The sequence below is a fragment of the Lysinibacillus sp. RC79 genome (assembly GCF_041262405.1).
Lineage (GTDB): Bacteria > Bacillota > Bacilli > Bacillales_A > Planococcaceae > Lysinibacillus.
On sequence record NZ_JBGCCD010000020.1, the window covers coordinates 16,897 to 37,715 of the forward strand.

Consider the following 20,819-nt stretch of genomic DNA (forward strand, 5'->3'; position numbering starts at 1 on the left):
TCTCTTTTTAATATTGTAAAAGCATATTTACGAACACAACGATAATTACAAGAGGGACTACTATTAACATCAATAGATGATATGTTGAATAGAACCCCTGCCCCATTTGACTTCCTATTAATAATTCCTTCTTCACAAATTCTTTATCAACCACATACGCAATAAAGATAGCAATCAACAAGTTACCTAACGGAAGCATTAAATTAGATACTAAAAAGTCAGTTGCATCAAAAATTGTTTTTCCAAAGATTGATACGTCCGCCAATGTACTCGATGAAAGAGCTGCAGGAATCGCCGCAACAAAGACTACTACACCTAGTAGCATTGTCAATGCAGGACGAGACATACGCCCTTTCTCCATAAATGCCGCTACGATAATTTCATATAAACTGAAGGAAGAGGTTAACGTTGCAAATAAAAATAATATTAAAAACATCGCTAAGAATATTTCACCAAAGGGCATTTGGCTAAATGCTGTTGGCAGAACCATAAATAGTAAGCCTGGTCCAGACGATGGTTCTAAATTAAAAGCAAATACAACTGGGAAAATTGCCAATCCTGCTAAGAACGATACAAGCACAGTGAGAAGAACTACGGAGCCTGCAGAATTCGGTAAGCTCACATCCTTCTTTAAATATGAGCTGTACGTCACAAGACAAGAAAATCCTACCGCTAAGCCAAAGAAGGACTGCCCCAACGCTTCTAATATAGCCTTTCCAGTTATATTGGAAAAGTCCGGCCACAAGAAGAATTTAACCCCTTCCATTGCTCCATCTAATGTTAAAGCCCGCACAACAAGCACAATAAACATAATAAATAATAAAGGCATCATCCACTTATTAGCCTTTTCTATACCATTTTGCACACCAAGTGAAATGACTAGCACATTTACTAGCGTAAACAATCCTAAACCTAGTAATGTAATCCATGGTGTTCCTATAATCTTTCCAAATAGTTCACTAGGATCATTGGCAGGATCTATAACAGCCCCAGTCACACCAAGGCCACTATAGATAAAAATCCAACCTCCCACAACACTATAAAAACTTAACAATAAAAAACAACCAAGTACACCCATACGACCAACCCAAGCCCAGCCTGTTTTCGTAGGTGCAATTTTTTTATAGGCAGTCACAGCCTCAGACTGTGTACCACGACCTAAAACATATTCTGATAATAACATCGGTAAACCAATCAACAATGTAAATAGAACAAAAATAAGGAAAAACGCTCCCCCACCACTTTGTCCAGTAACATATGGAAGCTTCCAAATTGCCCCTAGTCCGATTGCAGCTCCTGCCGATGCTAAAATAAAGCCTAGTTTACTAGACCACTGACTCTTTTTTTCACTCATCTCTTCAAACTCCTCTAACATTCTAAGCTCTTCCTTATTCTACATTAAAATACTAAACCCGACTAGATTAATTCTATATGTTACTTTTGCGCAATATTATCCAACTCACATAAAAAAACCTCGAGCGTTTAACAGCTCGAGGTTTCATTCCAATTATTTTGTTAAATATATGGAACGCTGATGATCAATCCATTTACGCATTGTTGTGAATAGCAATGCCATGATGATAGTAATTAAAATACCTTTCACAATGTTAAATGGCAATATACCAGCTACGATCATTTTATATAGTGAATCACCTACAACAGGCTCCATACCTAAAAAGTAAGTGTACATAGGTAAAAATACTGCATAGTTAAGAATGCTCATTCCAACTGCCATTATGATTGTTCCAACAGCTAAACCTCCGATAAGACCTTGAACTGTTTTGACGCGATTAAAAACAAAGCTAACTGGTAGAATAAATAAAATACCTGTTGCAAAGTTCGCGATATGTCCTACCGGTACTCCCGTTGGCGTGCCTGAGAAAACCCAGTCCAACACATTTTTAAAGAATTCTACTAAAATACCGGCTACAGGTCCCATAGTGATCGCCGCTAGTAATGCTGGCATATCACTGAAGTCCACTTCCAAAAACGCTGGAAATGGCGGAATAGGGAAATTAAAAAGCATTAATAAAAACGAAATACTGCTCAGCATACCAATCGTTATAAACGATTGAAGTTTAACATTTTTCTTCATAAAAACTCTCTCCTCTTTGCTGATTCAATCTCGCAAGAAGAAAGGTTACGACCTAATCAATTATTATCATGAAAAAACCCTTATGCAAAAGAACATAAGGGAGAATAGGCATGATTAAAAAACGCCATTAATTAACTATTTTTGAGCATACGCTGTGTGAAGCCACATCGAAAAAACGCTCGTACATAGCTAAATTCATAACAATGAATGACGATCGTACCTCCATCTTCTCCCATCCAGACTTTAACTGTCGGCCTTGGAATCGCACCAAGTCAGCCATGCAAAAAATTATTTGCACAGGTCGCGGGCTGAAGAGCCTTTAGTAAATCATTCGAGCTAATATGACTTAAAGGAAATATTAGCGATTTACAACTCTATTACCGCCGGTCGGGATTTTCACCCTGCCCCGAAGATGAATCATTATTTTTTTGTTTCATAGCCTTACTATAATGAATTATTAGAGAAAAGTAAATAGCTTTGCTTAAAAAATTCCGATTAAACTTGTATGTTTTACAGATACTCGGTTAATATCCTTATAAAGTGAAACTGTAATCAGTAGAGGTTTTCCGCATCCCAATTGCTTATTAGTGTTCACCAATCAGGCAATTTATCGTTCCCTTAACTTCTTTGCTATTGGTGTTATAAAATGCCAAGAGCATTCACGCACATACAACGGCGAGAATGCTCCAAAAAAAATTATTTAAGTTAAGTTCGTCTATTTGTTGTAATGCTTTTTATGGCATATATCGTTTATTGGCTCCTACAGGCTTTGGCAAGAAATTTTTCAAATCCAATCCTTCCCAGATCTCCTGTACAACATTGTCTAGACGTATTTGTTTATCAAAGCTTGCAGCAGTGAGCATCATAGCTTCTATCAATTGAGTTGCACGAACCGCGTCTATTGTCGTTAAATCAAGCGGTTCATCAAATGTAACAATAACGCCTTCTGCTACCTCTTTCACAGTGTATGTTATATTTTCCGGTACGACAGGAAAGTATGCATCATCATTATTATTTCGCATAACAGTAAGCGCTTCTGTTACTGTGGAAAAAGTTTTACGAGAATCAGGTGATAAATATTCAGCCCCATTTTCATCTTTATATAAATAATAATTAAAATGATTTGAGCTTGTTAATGCCATGGGTTTACTTGAATCTTCTTCCTTGGCAAGCTCGCGGACTGTACCATCAGGATTTTCAAACTCAATATCTTTATACTCGGAATCTGAGAATGTATCCTGTATTGTCCCTAAATATTCGTCTGTATCTGCTGAAGCGACATCAAAGTCATTTTTCTTCGGCAATACATGGACTAGTTTATCACCCTTCTCCTTTATTTCCCCTTTATATGGATGATAGTTAGTAAAACCATTTGCTTTCTCATCAATTTGTGGCGCATACTTTTCATACATTTGTAGTGTTGTGGGCTTTTTCTTCCCAAAATCAGTAGCAACTCGTTCATTTGGAATGATATACGTCATCGGTACACTTTTCTTATCACGATTTGCCAAACCAATACGGAACACTACTGCATCTGTTAAATCTTCCTCATAAACAGATGATCGTAGTGACATGATCTGTGCACGGTCTGCTACTATGTTGGACTCCATAATTTTATCATGGTTGACAGAGCTTTTTGCTGCGCGATTATCCTGCAATGTTGAATATTGAGAAGGTTCAGGAGCATTAGCCTGGTCTATTTTTGCATCATTATGATTCATGAACATGGAGCCTGTAAGTACTGTTAAAGCGAAAACTGCTGCAACACTCATAAAGATTGGCCATTTACGAGCTTTCTTCTTTGTTGTTGCTGTCTCGGTACTTTCTTGTTGCTTATGCATACTGTGTTGTTGCTCTTGCGATGTTATTTCATCATCTATTGGTTGTTGTATAGCTTCTTGAAGATGGACATTATCCTGCAAGCGAGCATCTGCCAATAATCGATTTAATATTTCTTCTTTCGAACGGCGGTCAGAAAGCTTAGGGGCATTATTCAATACATGTTCAAGTTGGTCATCATCAAATTGATTATGTGTCATTGCCGTTTCGCCTCCTGTTCTCTAACCTGTTGTAGCTGTTGCCTTAAAAATTTAATGGCACGATGCTGAGTGGTTTTTACCTTCGCTTCTGTCCAATCTAGTATTTGCGCTGTTTCTGCAATCGATAAATCTTGAAAGTAACGCATAATAATGACCATTTTTTGGTCACCTGTACAGTGTTCAAGTGCTGCTTGCACCTGCATAAATTCATCACTGGCCTGCAACACGTCTTCCGGTGATGGTGTGGTTGAATGTAGCTGTTCCGTTTCCCAGTCAAAAAAATCAAGTGAATGTTTTTGGCGTACAGCCTGCTTTCTAAAATGATCAATAGCGACATTTTTAGCAATAGCAAAAAGCCATGTCTTTTCACTGCTATTTCCTGCGAACTGATCATATGAGCGCAATACGCGAACATAAACCTCATGCGCTAAATCCTCAGCAAGTGTACGGTTTTTTACTAAATAAATAAGAAACTGGAACACGTCTTGATGATATGCATCGTATAAACGATGGAACACGGAGTCATTCAAAGCACTCCACCCCCGTTCTATTTATATTTGTCGTCTTAATGTCCACAGAAGTTACATCCAATTAATACCACTCTTTAATAGTATTAATCAAAAGGTAAATAAAACGTGAAGGTAGTCCCCTCTTTCAGCACACTATCTACCATAATATTGCCTGAATGTGCCTTGACAATATTTCTAGCAATAGCTAAACCTAGGCCAGTTCCGCCCTTAGAACGCGTACGTGCCTTATCTGCTTTATAGAAACGTTCAAAGACATATGGTAAGTCCTCTTGTGGAATACCATGCCCTGTATCCTGAACAGATATTTTGGCAAAGGTTGGCTCCTGCTCAACCTTCACTGTTACTGACCCTTCAGCAGTATGCCGGAGAGCATTATCAACTAAATTTGTTAATACTTGTTCAATCCGATCCTCGTCTATACTAATCGTAGCTTCGTCATTAAATTCACTGTCAAATATCAGACGAACATGTTTCTCTTTTGCAACCTGTGCAAATTTTTGCGTAATGCGTTCAAATGTTGAATTAATTGGGAGTTCATCCTTGTAAAGTGTCATATGCCCCGATTCCATACGCGCAAGGTCTAATAAATCTGTTACGAGGCGTCCCATACGCTTCGATTCATCATAAATAATTTTTGTAATCTCATTTCGTTCTTCTTGATCCTGAATAAAGTCATCATCCATTAGGGCCTCTGAATAACCTTGAAGCATCGAGATTGGAGTCCGTAGCTCATGAGACACATTAGCAATAAAGTCTGAACGCAGTTTCTCTAAGCGATGCTGCTCCGTCATATCACGAATAACTGCAACCGCTCCACGTATCGATTCCTCACTATAAAGAGGGCTAATTGTAAACGTGTAGTAATTTCCATCCATCTCAATTTCTTCTTCAAGCTTATCCTCAAACATCAGTACATGGTCGAGCATATGATAAAGCTCTGGCGGAATTGGCTTCGCACTTTGTGAGCCTTTATTGACAAACCATTTTTGCATTAAACGGTCAGCTGGCGGATTACTTAATAATATTGTACGGTCACGATTAAACGTGATAACTGCGTCTGTCATCGATGTCAAAATATTTGAAAGCTGTTCATTTTCTTGATTGATCACTTCTAGATTGTGTTTCAATTGACGTCCCATTTGATTAAAGGCAACTGCCAGCTGGCCAATTTCATCATTTTGTGTAGTCGGCATCTTCGCTTCAAAATTCCCTTTAGAAATTTCAAACGCCAACTCTCGCATTTTACGTAATGGTGATGTAATACGTGATGAAAGGAAAAACGCAAAAAATGTCGTCAGCACAAAGGCAATGAACGCAGATAAAAAGACAATTTTCGTTGTCTCTTTCGATGTTTTATGCAGCGCATCTGGACTTTGATAAATAAAGACAGCCCCGTGCACTGCATCTTCCACATTTACTGGGAAACCTAGAACAACATACGAATCCATTTTTTCTTCGTCTGTGGAAGACGGCATCATCATTTCCTTAATAATCGGTTTATCTGATTGAAAAACTTCTTGGAACGATTTATTAGCTAAAATCATATCCTGGATTTCTTTTTTATTTACACCTTCCTGCATAGCAAAAGAAACTCTGTCATGGTTAATAGCAATAAGCGCATTCGTACTTTCAGGTAAAATATCTTTTAATAATTCCAAAGTCGACTCTGCTGTTTCATTATCATCTACTATACTTGCAACCGTTGCTGCAGTTTGACGCAAAGAGCTTTCTGCCTGTTGCATATGGTAATTCTGAAGAAACTCAAGCATTAAAATCGTGAAAACAAATAATACAAATGAAACGAGAAGCAATATGGTTACCCATAGCTTCCCGACAACACTATTCCATATTCTATTCATTGACAACCTCAAATTTGTAGCCAACGCCCCATACAGTAACAATCATTTTTGCAGCGTTTTCAGAGACACGGTTGAGCTTTTCGCGTAAACGTTTTACATGTGTGTCAACTGTACGTAAGTCACCAAAGAAATCATAATGCCAAACTTCTTTTAGTAATTGTTCACGGTCAAATACTTTATCTGGTGATTTAGCTAGGAAATAAAGCAATTCATACTCTTTAGGCGTTAAATTAACTTCAATTCCCTCCGCTGTTACACGGTGCGCATCATGATCGATCATTAAATGTTGGAACACAACTAAATCTTTTGAAGAAGAAGCATTTGTCGAAGGTGAGAATGCTTGTGAACGGCGTAATATAGCCTTCACACGTAACACAACCTCACGAGGACTAAATGGTTTTACAATATAATCATCTGCTCCAAGCTCAAAGCCTTGTACGCGATTCGCTTCCTCGCCTTTTGCAGTTAATAAAATAATCGGTGTTGCTGCTCGTTCACGGATTTCCGCACAAACTTCAAGCCCGTCTTTTTCAGGCATCATAATATCTAATAAAATACAGTGATACTCTTTTTCTAAAGATTTTTCGATCGCTTGTTCACCATTTTCTGCTTCGTCAACAAGGTACCCTTCTCGCTCCAAATACATTTTTAATAAGCGTCGAATACGATCCTCGTCATCTACAACTAATACTGAAATATTTTCTGACACTTTCACGATCCCTCTCTTCTAATCTTTCTCTACCTACTATTGTACATGGTACAGCACATATTGAAAAGAAAAGAAAGCCTTCTTGCCACAGCAAGAAGGCTCTTCTTTCCAATACTAGCGACGTAAAAAATCTCATATGTCTCAAATGAATCAGTTTTTATCAAATCAATTTAAGCTGATGCGTATGAGTGTAAACCTGCAAGAATCAAGTTAACAGCAATTAAGTTAAATAATATTATTCCAAAACCAATTAAAGCTAACCAAGCAGATTTTTCACCTTCCCAGCCTTTTGATAAACGTAAGTGTAGGAATGCTGCATAGAATAACCATGTAATAAGTGCCCACACTTCCTTCGGATCCCATCCCCAGAAACGACTCCACGAAAGTTGTGCCCAAATCATTGCAAAGATTAAAGCACCTAACGTAAATACTGGGAAGCCAATTATTACTGAACGATAACCAATTTCATCAACTAATTGTAAATTTACTCGTTTGACAAAAGGTTGGAAAATCGCACTAATTCGACGTCGTGCAATTAATCGAATTAATAAGTATAATACAGATCCTACTAATAATGACCAAACAACTGTTGTTAATTTCTTCGCATTAATGAGCGCAGGCATTTCTACTAAAGGAGACATGCCATGTTCTTCCACTGCCTTATATTCATTCATACCAAATACTGGTGGCATTTTGTAGTCAATTTGACGTTCCTTACCCTCTTTATCAACATAAGTATATGTTGAATCGTAATCCATCATATTAAAAACTGATGTTGCAACTACGAAACCAACGACTACTACAAGGAAGAACATTACCGCTTCTAACCAGAAACGTTGTTTAGAAGGCTTCTTTAAATCAACTACTTTTAATAAATAAATTAGCCCTGCTACTGCACTAATTGCTAAAATGGATTGACCTAAAGCAGCTGTAATAACATGAATTGTTAGCCAGTAACTTTGTAAAGACGGCATTAAAGGAGTAACCTCAGTTGGGAACATCGCCGCATAGGCAATTATTAATAACGCCACAGGCAATGCCACTAAGCCTAGAGCTGTCACACGATAAATAAAATAAATTAAAATGAACGCCCCAACAATGAACATTCCGAACGCAGTCGTAAATTCAAACATATTACTAACAGGTGCATGCCCTGCATAAATCCAACGAGTGACAAAATAACCAAGCTGAGAAAGTAGACCTATAATTGTTACAACAATTGCTACCTTACCCCATTTTTCGGTATTTTTGCCTGTTGCATTCGATTGCTTTATCGAACCACCAAACAATAACGTTGCAACTAAGTAGGCAATGAATGCTACAAATAATAGGTTTCCACTTATGTCAATCAAACTCATAAGGTGTTGTCACCTTCCTTTTCTTTAGTGCCTCGCTTTTCGGATTTCTTATCATCTTCAGGCTTATCTAACTGATCTATATATGGCGGAAGACAAGCAAACGTAGTGACTGTATCTAAATCCTTTTTCATACTAAACATATTTTTATTCACATGGGCAGCCATCAGCACTCGGCCATCCGGCTCCACCTGTAACCATAAACGTCGGTGGTTCCAATATGAGCCAATTACTACACCAATCATGAAAATAATACCGCCAACAAATAAAATTGGTATCGTACTATCCTTACGAATTGTAAAGTTTGATGAATTACGCATCTCTGCTCCCGCGAATTTCATTCTATATTTGTTTTCACCAAGTGGTTCAAGTGGTGGCTTTCTGATTTCTACAAAGCTTACTTCACCTTCAGGAGTTTCTGGTGTTGTCATTCTAAATAAAAATGCTGGGTTATTTGGTATTGATGATTTTGTCTGTGGTTCACCATTTTCAAAACCATCAAAATCTGGTGTATAAACAAGAATTTGTACTGAGGAACCATTTCCTAAATCATATTCTTTTTTAGGATTCGTTAAATCAATTTCAATTTGACCTAGTGAATCTTCTTCAGTTGCTTTATTCACTAAATTAAAATTCATCTGTCTCAATTCGTTAAGACGATAATTCATTTGATACAGCGCAAAACCGTTTTCTTTTAACGGATGATTAACACGAATAGAGTAATCTCTCAATTTTTCAAGATTGTCTGAATCTCCAGGAAGAGCTCCCTCAGGTTGTTTGTATAACGTGATGTCTGTTTGATAGTTTTTCGCCATAGCATTGACACCTTGGTTTGATTGCTCGTCCTGAGGTTTATCGCCATGGGTTTCTAAAATAAATTTATTATTTTTAATAAAATAGCCATCCATCCCTGGTATAGCTCGTGTCTCACCTTCGCGTATCCAAATCGTCTCATCCACATAAAAACCAGGTACTAAGCGCAACATAACACCTGTTAAAAAGATAATGAGACCGACATGATTTATGTATGGGCCATACCGAGCAAAACGACCACGCTCTGCTAGCAGTGCACTTCCATCACGACGAACATGATATTTTAATTCCGTCATTTTTTGCTCAACTTTATCAAGCGATTCATCAGGGTTTGGCACTTGTCCTTCTGCAACGATACGTTGACGCTTCATGAAACTTTCATGACGTTTAACGCGTTGATTTTTTAGAGACTTATGCAATGGTATACCACGGTCTAAACTCGCAACAATAATGGAGATCGCAAGCATTCCCACTAAAATTTGGAACCACCAAGTGCTATACAAATTAGAAAGTCCTAAATTATTATAGAGTTTGCCCAAAACACCATACACTTTCTCATAATACTCCGCTTTACTAGGTTCCGGGGCATTAACATATATCGCTTGCGGTAATATTGTTCCGATTGACGCTGCGACCAACGTAATAATAATGAGGGCAATCCCCACTTTTACATTCGAGAAGAAATTCCAAATTTTATCGATGACTGTCTTATTATACGTTTTTGAACGAATCGCCGTTCCATCGTAGCGCATATCAACAACTTTTGTTTGTTTACCTTCCTCAGTTAAAGGACGACCACATTTCTCACAAAGCTTCGTGCCATATGGGTTACTATGACCACAAGCACAAATGATGTTTTCCATAGTCATTTTCTCCTTATTTCGGCTTCACTAATTCCATGTACGAAGCAATATTTCCCTCCGTCATTTCACCAGTAATAATTTTGGCTACTTTACCATCTGGATCAATAAGGAGAGTTGCAGGTAAATTACCTACATTGTAGGTAGTCTGAACGCTTTTCGTTTTGTCAATAACTACTGGGAACGTTAACTCATATCTATCGACAAAATTCTGTACTTCAAAATCTGTTTGTGCAATATTGACCGCCAATGTTTGTACACCTTGATCTTTAAAAACTTTATACTGACGATCCATTGCAGGCATTTCCTTTTCACAAGGCTTACACCAAGTTCCCCAGAAGTTCAAAAATACGCCCTGCCCCTTATAATCAGACAGCTTATGTTTCTCACCGTTTAAATCTACTAACGTGAAGTCTGGTGCTTTAGAGCCCACTGCTATTAACTCTACCTTATCCTTTGTTGCTGTTCCGTATACCGTGTAACCAATAGCTAAGACTAAGACTGCCAAAATAATGGTACGAATGACGAGACGTTTTTTCTTTTTCTCCAAGTTAATAAACCCCCTATCAATTTACGGCTTAGAGTAACTACAATTGACGCTAAGCTTTTCATACAAACATTCATATGTATGGATTTTACCGTCTAATTTACAACATTTACATGTTTGTCAAATTTTACATTTGTCATTCACTTGTGCGTCAAACACCACCTTGCAAATCGTGGAAACGATTTCATCAGGATGCAACTATAATAGGTGAGCTATTCTCACCTATTATAGCAAAATGATACACAAACGCTTAGCTAATAATTATGAATGATTTATGAACGATTTCACTAATAAGAAAGTGAATACATTACTATTGCACATAGAAGTATTTCACTTTCTATTAGAAAATGCTCATTTATCCGAGTTTTCCTGTCTCCGCTAACACTCGCAATTGCTTCACTTCATGCTTTGTTAGTTCACGATATTCCCCAGGAGCTAGCCCGAATAAATCTAAAAAGGCAAAGCGTTCACGTTTTAGTTTAACAACTGGCGTACCGATCGCCTCGAACATGCGACGCACTTGACGATTTCGCCCTTCGTGGATCGTAATTTCACAGATTGCCTTACCTGCTTTTTCATCAAATGAAGTCATACTAACCATCGCAGGAGCTGTTTTGCCATCTTCTAACTTAATTCCTCGTTGAAGCTTTTTTAAACCTTCAATCGTTGGAATGCCTTTAACACGAGCAATATATGTTTTGTCGATTTTAAACTTCGGATGCGTCAGCACATAAGAAAATTCACCATCATTTGTCAATAGCAATAAGCCAGATGTATCATAGTCGAGACGGCCAACTGGGAAAATTCGTTGCGGGATATACTTAAACAAATCTGTGACAGTTTTGCGTCCTTTGTCGTCTGTTACAGCTGAAATCGTTCCACGTGGTTTATATAGTAAATAATAAACCTTATCCTCTTTCTCAAGCTTCACGCCTTCTACTTCTATCGTATCTGAGTTGGAAACCTTTGTACCTAACTCACGCACTACGACTCCGTTCACTTTAACTTTACCTTCTACAATCAATCGTTCTGCCTTACGTCTAGACGCCACACCAGCATACGCAATGACCTTTTGTAATCTTTCCATTCTTTCACCTCTAATTTTCATTCACCTTGGTTTGACACCAAGCATTAAACCTCATTCGCATTATGAATAAGGTTATTTTTCCCGCTAATCTGTGAAAATTATGTCATACTTTTATACATTATTAAAGAAAAACTAATTATGGATAAATAATTAAATGATTTGAAATAGTTTTTATCAACTATTTTTTGGATAATTTGCACTTGAATTTTAAGGATCCTCACCCGGACGTGGCGTTCTTAGAATGAGTTCCTCTATTTCATCGGATGTTTGTACACCCGCTGAAAAGTAACTTAAAACCCGCATTCATCTCACCACCTATAGAGGTGGGAGACTTCTGTAGCTGACGCTTCGCTTTCGCTACCAAAACATTTGTAGCTGACGCTTTGCTTTCGCTACCTAAACACTTGTAGCTGACGCTTTGCTTTCGCTACCTAAACACTTGTAGCTGACGCTTCGCTTTCGCTACCAAAACATTTGTAGCTGACGCTTTGCTTTCGCTACCTAAACACTTGTAGCTGACGCTTCGCTTTCGCTACTAAAACATTTGTAGCTGACGCTTTGCTTTCGCTACCTAAACACTTGTAGCTGACGCTTCGCTTTCGCTACTAAAACATTTGCTGAAAGAAGTTAAAACATAAAAAGCCACCGTTTTCGGCAGCCTTTTATAATTACTCATTTTCACTATATTTATTTTCGATTGTAAGTCCATAGTTACTTAATTCTTGATTAATAAATTGCTTCGTGCTTGATAACTTATCTGTTAAAGGTTGTTCAATTGTTGAACCATCTTTTAATGTAAAAATCAATTTATCTGGCAAACTTACACCATTTTTTTTCACAATAGTCTGTTCAACCTTCACAATATCTTCCCAGCTTGTATGATCTTCTTGCAAACTAAAAAAAAGATTCATATGAATTCCTTTTGCATCAATATATTGATAGTTATTAATACATAAAAATATCAATGCACCAGCAATTACAAACGATGTCCCCACGATTCCTCGTTGAATATTCTTCCTTTTTTTTTGTTTTAGGAATCACTAAAAAATTGACTAATAACGTGACTGCTAACATGAATAATACAACCATCAATATAATATAGGCTGTAAAAAAAGGATCAAAAAAGTAGTATTCCTTAGGTCGATAGAACAACTCTTGAATAGGATATAAAAAGATAAGAGGAGCGATAAAGCTTGACAAGAATAAAATTATTATTACCCCTATTTGATATTGCCTACTGTTTGATTCAGTGGTCATAAATACTTCCCCCTCTATAAATATTCAAAAAATTCAATTAAATGCCATTCTAATTAATTTTACCAAATTCCTCATCATTTATTAAATAAATCTAAATTAATTCACACACTATCGTAATATGCTCGAAAGGTACTGCCGTCGCCCACAAACGTTTTCCTAAATGTGGTTCATAAATAAAAAAATCAGCGAATCGCTTTTAACGATCCGCTGATTCAACTTTTACTGGCACTGCATAGATACGCTCTTCACCGATAAAGAGGGATAGTACACCTTCCTTACGTTTTCGTGAAACATGCAAAACTTGCCTTACACTTTCTTTTTCTTCTTTATTTAATTGCAAACGAATTGGTTGCTCTAAACGAATGGAAAGGTTTTTATTGACTTTATATTTACCTTTTTCCACCACTGTTTCAAGGCTATAATCTTGCCAAACCTTGTTCGCTAAACCCCGATGTACATTCCAGTCATCGGATTCATTCAAAGTGACGACAATACATGTTTGCCCGTCCTTTTGGAAGGCGGTTGCAAGGGTCCGACCAGCCACCTTTGTAAAGCCTGTTTTTCCGGCGAATGCTGAACCTTTTGCTGACTTTAATGCATTAACAGGTAGTTGTGTCTCATCACCTATTTCGATGGCAACCCCTGACCCTTCTCGTAATAGCCGGTGCTTATTTTCCCATAACATCCCATTTTCAGTATTGGCACGAAATAGAACTGTGGAAGCAATCTTCTTGAAAGTTTTATTTTGAAGAGCAATTCTCAACATTTCAGCAGTATCTCTTGCTGACGATAAATGCTCATCATGATGCAAGCCAGACGGGTTCATAAATACTGTATTTGTGAGACCCGAAACAACAGCCCGCTCATTCATTAACTTGACAAACCCTTCAACCGATCCACCGGCATGCTCAGCTAAAGCTGTTGCTGCATCATTTCCTGATCGTAGCATCAAACCATATAACAATGTTTCTACCGTAACTTTTTCCCCTGCCTGCAAGTAAATTGACGAGCCCTCAGCCGTTGCAGCCCTCGGTGAAATAACCACTTCATCTTGAAGATTGCTATTTTCAATAGCAACGAGTGCTGTCCAAATTTTTGTTAAGCTAGCAATTGGTAACCGTGCATCACTATTTGATTCGAATAAAATACGGCCTGTATCACCATCTAAGACAGCATATCCGCTACCACCCCGTGCTAAACTGGTTTGAGGAAGCATTAACATTACCACAACTATCATGAACAATATTAAACGTACTAACCGAAGCAACGAGCCACTCCTTATTAAAAGTAATAGGAAAATATAGATTATATTTATGTTTCAAACAAAGTATTATACCTTAAATTACATATTGCTTATTTACTTTACTCCACTAAAGGTTTCTTGGAATTTCGTCATAAATAAATCTGTTTCTTGCTCCGTTTCAACTAGCTCATCATCAGGTAAAGGCGGCATTTCTTCTATACTATTTAAACCAAAGTAGTTTAAAAATTCTTTTGTTGTACCATACAAGATTGCACGTCCTGTCCCTTCTGAGCGACCAACTTCTTTAATTAACCCTCTCGAAGCGAGCGTTTGTATAGGTCTTTCACATTTCACACCGCGTAAATCTTCAATTGCTACACGTGTAATTGGCTGTTTGTATGCCACAATAGCCAATACCTCAAGCGAGGCTTGCGATAATGATTGAACAGTTGGATTTTCTACTAATCTTTGAATAGTATCTGCTAGTTCAGATTTTGTTATAAGCTGATAAACTCCCGCTATTTCTTTTATAGTAAGGCCTCTAGCTAAATCTTCTTCATATGTTGTTTTCAACACTTCCATTGTCTGTACGACTAACTCTTCCGGTTCACCTAAAAGTTGTGATAATTGTTTAATAGTTAAGCCGTCGTCTCCAACGACAAATAATAAGGATTCTATTCTACTCTGTAGCATCATTGTTTTCGTCATCATCATCCCATTCCTCCTTCTGTAATGTAACTGTTAATTCTTCAAAGTTACCATCTTGCTCTACGATGACGATCTGACGTTTCATCAGTTCAAGAATGGATAAAAACGTCAGAATAAGCGTTGGCTTATCTTCATAGGGAAAAAGTTCGGAAAATGATGCACGTCCACCTGTAGATCGTAATGAATCGACAATCGAACGCATTTGATCTTTCACTGAGCGTTCCTGTCTCGCTACAGTTGTCTTCAGTGGTTTTTTTAATTTTTTTCGACGCATCAGTTTTTGAAATGCTCCAAGCATGTCATAGATGTTGACGTTCAAATCAAATAACGCCATTTGCTCATCTGATGCTAACTCAGATAAATCTGCTGGCGGCCGTGAAAATACCTGTGCTCGATCTGTTTCAAGCTCTTGTAGGCTACTCGCTGCTTCTTTATATTTCTTATACTCTATTAAACGTTGCACCAGTTCTTCACGAGGGTCTGGACCGTCGACTTCTAATTCGGCATCTTCAAGCTCACCTTCATGAATTGGCAGGAGCATACGACTTTTAATGGCCAATAATGTTGCAGCCATCACTAAATATTCACTAGCCTCATTTAACTCCAGTACCTGCATAGCATGTATATGGTCGATATATTGTTGAGTAATTTCAGCCATTGGGATATCATAAATATCAATTTCCAATCTGTGAATTAAATGCAATAATAAATCAAGAGGCCCTGAAAAGGCTTCTAATTTTACTTCATAAGACATTGTTTTACCACCCTGAGATTATATGTTCTTTTAGTATAGTAGAAAGGAGTCCAAAATGCATCCACAGCATCATACTTTATTTATCGATTACTGTGCTTTTTTCAATGGTAATCAAGATTTTTTTGAATGCCATGAAGTCCTTGAGGAATACTGGAAGGATATTGCTCCAGGTGATAAAAAGCACCCTCTCGTTGGATACGTACAGCTCGCAACAGGTTTATATCATTATCGACGTGACAATTATATTGGCGCTGCGCGAATCTTAGAAAAAGCACTCAATAATTTTCAATATAATATAGGGCACATCTTTTTTGACGAAATCGACTACGAAATACTACTAACACAACTAACAGATGCACTTTCTGCTATCAAAATGGGCAAGTCCTTTCAAGCATTTCAACTTCCTCTATCACCCAAATTGGAGGAATTAGTATTTGCTCGCATACAGCTTTTGCCATCAAGTAACTCTAACTATCTTCTTCATAAACATATGCTTCGAGATCGCTCACATATTCTTGCAGAGCGTCAAGAAAACAAACAAAGAAAAAGCAGACGTCAATGATCGTCTGCTTCTTCATCGATACAATTTATACATTTTTGAACAAAATTACGCGTTTCCTCCGTTGCACGCACACTTTCGTACTGGCCAAGTTCTGCTACTTCCTGTAGCATTTCCTTCGCAACACCTTCACCTCTATAAGATGGGACAACGGAAACATGTTGAATCGTAGCTATATTATTACTGTCTGTTAAAAGTCCAACAATGCCAACATACTCATCGTTCTTTTTCCATAAATATAAAACCCAATTATCATTATTTTCATAGGAGTTGATTGTCTCTGTGAGCTTTTTTATGTCTTTTTCGTTAGGCATAAACGAGAGTAGCCCCATTGCTATTTTCTCGAAAGCTTTCTTATATCGAATTAACATATTTGTCTATTCCCTCTTTTTCTAGCTGTACATAATCTTTGACTATCCTACACGATTTGTACTTTTACCGCAAGTCAATTTCTGTCTTACGAACCAGGTCCGAGAATACCTTTAGACGCCAATACCCAATAGAAAATGCCCCACAACAAAACAAAAGTTGAAATGGACGCTAGTAATACCCATTTGTTTTTTCTCATATTTACTCACCCTTTTTTAACGTTAGCGGGAGATCGTTTTGTACAATATCTTCATAACTTTCGCGTCGAATTGCTAATTGATGTTTGCCATTTTCTATAAATACAACTGCTGGTCGTGGTACACGATTATAGTTACTCGCCATAGAATATCCATACGCACCAGTACAGAAGATTGCCAGCACATCACCAGAAGCTGCTTCCTGAAGCTTAGCATCAATAATTAATTTATCGCCCGATTCACAAAGTTTACCAGCCACTGTATATGTTTCACTTTTTGATTCATTTGCTTTACTCGCAATGACCGCCTCGTACTTCGCATCATATAATGCCGGACGGATATTATCACTCATTCCACCATCGACAGCAATATATTTACGAACATTGGGCACTGTTTTTTGTGAACCAATTGTATAAAGTGATGTTCCTGCATCGCCTACAAGTGAACGCCCTGGTTCAATCCAAATTTCTGGCATAGTTAGACCGAGTACAGTCGCTTTGTTCTTTACAACTGTAATCATATCTTCTACATATACTTGTGGCTCAAGCGGTGCATCTTCCTCAGTATAACGAATTCCGAAGCCCCCTCCTAAGTTTAACACAGTACATGTAAAATCGTGAGTCTTGTTCCAATCAGAAATTTTATCAACTAGTTTTTCTCCTGCTAAGCCAAAGCCCGCTGTGTCAAAAATTTGAGAGCCAATATGGCAGTGTAATCCTAGAAGCTCTAGGTATTCATGGTTAAAAGTTTGTTGGAAAGCTTCATCTGCTTGACCATTATTTAAGTCGAAGCCAAATTTAGAATCCGCTTGACCTGTCGTAATGAAATCATGCGTATGTGCCTCAACACCTGGTGTGACACGTAGTAAAATACGCATTTTTTGTTGACGGCGTTCTGAGATTTCTTGTAAAAGTTGAATTTCATAGAAGTTATCCACAACAATACAACCGATTTTCGAGTCAAAGGCTAATTCTAATTCAGCAATGCTTTTATTATTACCATGGAAATGAATACGCTCAGCAGGGAATCCAGCTTTTAAAGCTGTAAATAATTCTCCACCAGAGACAACGTCTAAAGATAGATTTTCTTCTGCCGCTAATTGGTACACAGCTACACATGCAAATGCTTTAGAAGCATAAGCTACTTCTGCTTTTACACCTAGTTTTTTAAACGTATCAATAAAGCCGCGTGCACGCTTACGAATAAGCGCCGTATCATACACAAATAAAGGTGTACCATATTCTTTTGCAAGCTCTAATGTATCTACCTGTCCAATCGTTAAATGACCATCTTCAGAAATCGCTTGTGTTCCATATAAATGCATGTGCATCTCTCCCTTTTCACATCGTTCCATACTTGTGATAAAATTTGCACCTCTAATGGAAGTAGCAGTGCTACTATCCTTTTTAGAGGTATCATTCAACAAGGGTTCGAACAGTACACGAGGGCTAATATCACAAATATGTCAACACCTTGTCGTAGTGAACCTTTTGATGAATGAAGATAATTTTTGCAAAAATCACAAAATACTATATGTGAACTTTATCACATGAAAAAAACGAGTGCAACGGCTCCTATGATCTTTTTCGTTGTTCGGAATCGACTACATAGGGTCTTAATGCATCTGCTGTCATTGGGAAACGGACAAGTACGCGAAGCATCGCATTTGGAAAGAACGGAATAAGTGGCCACAAATATGGCGCTTGCATCGGACGTAATGAGCATAAATACGTAAATAATAAAAAGATCCCGATAAATAACCCATTTACTCCCCAAATTCCAGTCATTATTAACAACACTAGTCTAAAGAGTTTAATGGAGATACCCAGCTCATAAGAAGGAATAATAAAAGTCATAATAGCTGAAACGGCTGTATATAACACTACTTCTGGCGAGAATACCCCAACATCAATAGCAATCTGACCAATAATTACACCGGCAACTAACCCCATCGCAGTGGATAATGGAGATGGGGTATGAATGGCGGCCATCCTCAAAAATTCTATCCCAATATCTCCAATAAGTACTTGTAGTAAAATTGGGATATGTGATTTTTTCTTTGCCCCTAAAAAGGATAACTCATCCGGTAAATGTATCCCATGCGTTGCACATAAATACCACAAGGGCAATAATAATAAACCCATAATTGCTCCAAAATAGCGCATAAAACGGACGAAGGTTCCGACTGATGGTGCTTGCCTGTACTCCTCAGCATGCTGCAGTAAATGAAAGGCCGTTGCTGGCACGATAATGACAGAAGGAGACGTATCGACAATAATGGCTATATGTCCCTCAAGTAAATGCGCTGCGGTAATATCTGGTCGTTCCGTATAACGTACAAAAGGAACTGGATGAAACTTCTGTTTAAACAGCCATTCCTCTAGTGATTTATCCGTCATCGTCAAGCCATCATGATTAATTTGTTTAATGCGCTGTCGTAATTTATCGAGCGTTTCATCACTCGCAATACCCTTTATAAACGCTAGCGCGACATCGGTTTGACCGATTTCGGATATTTTATGTAGCTCGAAACGTAAATTACTATTGCGAATTCGCCGACGAATCAAAGCAGTATTTTGTGAAATACCTTCTATAAAGCCGTCCCTAGATCCACGAATAACCTTTTCATTGTCAGGCTCCGCAGGTGTACGTCCTGGATAGCTTCGAATCTCCGCAACATAGCCGTAACCACTTTTCGTTATAAAGGCTACTTGTCCACTTAATATTGATAATAAAATGGCTTCACGTTTGGTTTCCTCAGAACGACCTTGGAAATTAAAATAGGCTTCAAAATACTCCTTTTCATCCTCAATATCAATGTCCTCATCAGGTAACATATTGGAGAGTAATTGTGTTAACACTATTCCATCCACAAGTCCACTTATATATGCGCAAAGAACCGGCAAATCTTTGACAAATACATGCTTAATACTAATGTCAAACGATTCGCCGTCACCAAATTGCTCTTTAAGAAAATTTTCGGCTTCTTCTATGCTGTTAAAAAGTTTATCTTTTTCTGTCATGCTGTCACCATTTTCTTAGATGTCTTTTTTTACTTCTTCCTCTTCAACTGTGGCACTTGTGGCCATCCAATTTTTTAATTGAGCAAGAATTTTTTTCTCTAATCGTGATACCTGAACTTGTGATATGCCTAGCCTGTTAGCAATTTCAGTTTGGGTACAATCTGAGAAATATCGTAAATAAATAATTGATTGCTCTCTTGGCTCAAGTCTTGTGAGCACTTCTTTTAATGGTATATAGTCAAATGGCTGTTCAGATTTTTCGTCCTTCATCTGATCCATTAAAGTAATAGAATCCCCTTCGCTCTCATACAATTGTTCATGCAAGGAAGCAGGATCTCTTAATGCATCAGAAGCTGTTACAATCTCCTCAGGTGTGACATCAAGAACCTGTGCTAATTCATGAATGGTTGGTGGATGCTCATTTTTTTTAATGAATTCATCAGTTGCATGACGAATTTTAAAATTAAGCTCACGAATAGATCGACTAACTTTCACCATACCGTCATCCCTTAGAAATCGCTGAATTTCTCCAATGATCATTGGTACCGCATATGTCGAAAATTTAACATCATACGTTAGATCGAATTTATCCACAGACTTCATGAGACCTATGCAGCCAATTTGAAATAAATCCTCGAGCTCCACGCCCCTGCTTGTAAAGCGTTGGACGATAGACCACACAAGCCTCGTATTCCCTTCAATCATTCGTTTACGAGCCTCATGATCGCCCTGCTGTGCACGTGCAATTAAATCCCGCATTTCTCCCTGTGACAATAGCTTATCGGACGACTGTTCTAGCGGCTTCAAAATTGCAT

The 20,819-nt window shown here is 37.8% G+C and carries 20 protein-coding genes and 1 riboswitch; of the genes, 1 reads left to right on the forward strand and 19 read right to left on the reverse strand.

The window, feature by feature from the left end; translation table 11 throughout:
• Positions 1-7: 7 nt before the first annotated feature.
• From ABH968_RS17680 to ABH968_RS17750, 15 genes are all read right to left on the reverse strand, one after another.
• Entirely contained in the window at positions 8-1,354 is a 1,347-nt protein-coding gene (locus tag ABH968_RS17680) for a sodium-dependent transporter (RefSeq protein WP_370046037.1), read from the reverse strand.
• Positions 1,355-1,507: 153 nt separating this feature from the next.
• Positions 1,508-2,095: an ECF transporter S component gene (locus ABH968_RS17685; RefSeq protein ID WP_370046038.1), complete on the reverse strand. Its 588-nt coding sequence runs from the start codon at positions 2,093-2,095 to the stop codon at positions 1,508-1,510.
• A gap of 220 nt (positions 2,096-2,315) precedes the next feature.
• A riboswitch (FMN riboswitch) is annotated at positions 2,316-2,513 on the reverse strand.
• Between the two features lie 316 nt (positions 2,514-2,829).
• Positions 2,830-4,134 carry an RNA polymerase subunit sigma gene (locus tag ABH968_RS17690; protein ID WP_370046040.1) on the reverse strand — a complete coding sequence of 435 codons (1,305 nt, stop codon included), beginning with the start codon at positions 4,132-4,134 and terminating at the stop codon, positions 2,830-2,832.
• Positions 4,131-4,664, reverse strand: coding sequence for an RNA polymerase sigma factor SigX (gene sigX / locus ABH968_RS17695; RefSeq protein WP_370046042.1), 534 nt, complete (start codon positions 4,662-4,664; stop codon positions 4,131-4,133). The genes ABH968_RS17690 and sigX overlap by 4 nt, the downstream gene beginning before the upstream one ends.
• 83 nt (positions 4,665-4,747) lie before the next feature.
• Positions 4,748-6,523, reverse strand: coding sequence for an ATP-binding protein (locus ABH968_RS17700; protein ID WP_370046043.1), 1,776 nt, complete (start codon positions 6,521-6,523; stop codon positions 4,748-4,750).
• Positions 6,516-7,232 carry a response regulator transcription factor gene (locus ABH968_RS17705; protein WP_049668637.1) on the reverse strand — a complete coding sequence of 239 codons (717 nt, stop codon included), beginning with the start codon at positions 7,230-7,232 and terminating at the stop codon, positions 6,516-6,518. The genes ABH968_RS17700 and ABH968_RS17705 overlap by 8 nt, the downstream gene beginning before the upstream one ends.
• A 170-nt stretch (positions 7,233-7,402) precedes the next feature.
• On the reverse strand, positions 7,403-8,590 hold the full coding sequence (ccsB, locus tag ABH968_RS17710) for a c-type cytochrome biogenesis protein CcsB (protein WP_370046045.1): 1,188 nt from the start codon (positions 8,588-8,590) through the stop codon (positions 7,403-7,405).
• The gene (gene resB / locus ABH968_RS17715) at positions 8,587-10,263 is read right to left on the reverse strand and encodes a cytochrome c biogenesis protein ResB (RefSeq protein ID WP_370046047.1); all 1,677 of its coding nucleotides are present in this window, start codon (positions 10,261-10,263) and stop codon (positions 8,587-8,589) included. Before resB ends, ccsB begins: the two co-directional genes overlap by 4 nt.
• 13 nt (positions 10,264-10,276) lie before the next feature.
• The gene (gene resA, locus ABH968_RS17720; RefSeq protein WP_370046049.1) at positions 10,277-10,810 is read right to left on the reverse strand and encodes a thiol-disulfide oxidoreductase ResA; all 534 of its coding nucleotides are present in this window, start codon (positions 10,808-10,810) and stop codon (positions 10,277-10,279) included.
• A gap of 352 nt (positions 10,811-11,162) precedes the next feature.
• Entirely contained in the window at positions 11,163-11,894 is a 732-nt protein-coding gene (locus tag ABH968_RS17725) for a pseudouridine synthase (protein ID WP_370046050.1), read from the reverse strand.
• A 668-nt stretch (positions 11,895-12,562) separates the two neighbouring features.
• Positions 12,563-12,889 carry a hypothetical protein gene (locus ABH968_RS17730; RefSeq protein WP_370046051.1) on the reverse strand — a complete coding sequence of 109 codons (327 nt, stop codon included), beginning with the start codon at positions 12,887-12,889 and terminating at the stop codon, positions 12,563-12,565.
• Positions 12,840-13,151, reverse strand: a complete 312-nt coding sequence (locus tag ABH968_RS17735; RefSeq protein ID WP_370046053.1) for an Asp23/Gls24 family envelope stress response protein — start codon at positions 13,149-13,151, stop codon at positions 12,840-12,842. The genes ABH968_RS17730 and ABH968_RS17735 overlap by 50 nt, the downstream gene beginning before the upstream one ends.
• Positions 13,152-13,347: 196 nt before the next feature.
• Entirely contained in the window at positions 13,348-14,418 is a 1,071-nt protein-coding gene (locus ABH968_RS17740; RefSeq protein WP_370046055.1) for a D-alanyl-D-alanine carboxypeptidase family protein, read from the reverse strand.
• A 90-nt stretch (positions 14,419-14,508) separates the two neighbouring features.
• Positions 14,509-15,102 carry an SMC-Scp complex subunit ScpB gene (gene scpB, locus ABH968_RS17745; RefSeq protein ID WP_370046150.1) on the reverse strand — a complete coding sequence of 198 codons (594 nt, stop codon included), beginning with the start codon at positions 15,100-15,102 and terminating at the stop codon, positions 14,509-14,511.
• Entirely contained in the window at positions 15,074-15,856 is a 783-nt protein-coding gene (locus ABH968_RS17750) for a segregation/condensation protein A (protein WP_370046057.1), read from the reverse strand. Before ABH968_RS17750 ends, scpB begins: the two co-directional genes overlap by 29 nt.
• 55 nt (positions 15,857-15,911) lie before the next feature.
• Between ABH968_RS17750 and ABH968_RS17755 the strand changes: the two genes are divergently transcribed.
• Positions 15,912-16,418: a DUF309 domain-containing protein gene (locus ABH968_RS17755; protein ID WP_370046058.1), complete on the forward strand. Its 507-nt coding sequence runs from the start codon at positions 15,912-15,914 to the stop codon at positions 16,416-16,418.
• Here the strand turns inward: ABH968_RS17755 and ABH968_RS17760 are convergent.
• The 4 genes from ABH968_RS17760 to sigF form a co-directional block, all read right to left on the reverse strand.
• On the reverse strand, positions 16,412-16,786 hold the full coding sequence (locus ABH968_RS17760) for a GNAT family N-acetyltransferase (RefSeq protein ID WP_370046060.1): 375 nt from the start codon (positions 16,784-16,786) through the stop codon (positions 16,412-16,414). The two genes, ABH968_RS17755 and ABH968_RS17760, sit on opposite strands and share 7 nt — an antisense overlap.
• 199 nt (positions 16,787-16,985) lie before the next feature.
• Entirely contained in the window at positions 16,986-18,305 is a 1,320-nt protein-coding gene (lysA, locus tag ABH968_RS17765) for a diaminopimelate decarboxylase (RefSeq protein ID WP_370046062.1), read from the reverse strand.
• 250 nt (positions 18,306-18,555) lie between these two features.
• Positions 18,556-20,004: a spore germination protein gene (locus ABH968_RS17770; protein ID WP_370046064.1), complete on the reverse strand. Its 1,449-nt coding sequence runs from the start codon at positions 20,002-20,004 to the stop codon at positions 18,556-18,558.
• A 15-nt stretch (positions 20,005-20,019) separates the two neighbouring features.
• Positions 20,020-20,811, reverse strand: coding sequence for an RNA polymerase sporulation sigma factor SigF (gene sigF / locus ABH968_RS17775; RefSeq protein ID WP_370046065.1), 792 nt, complete (start codon positions 20,809-20,811; stop codon positions 20,020-20,022).
• Between the last annotated feature and the right edge of the window lie 8 nt (positions 20,812-20,819).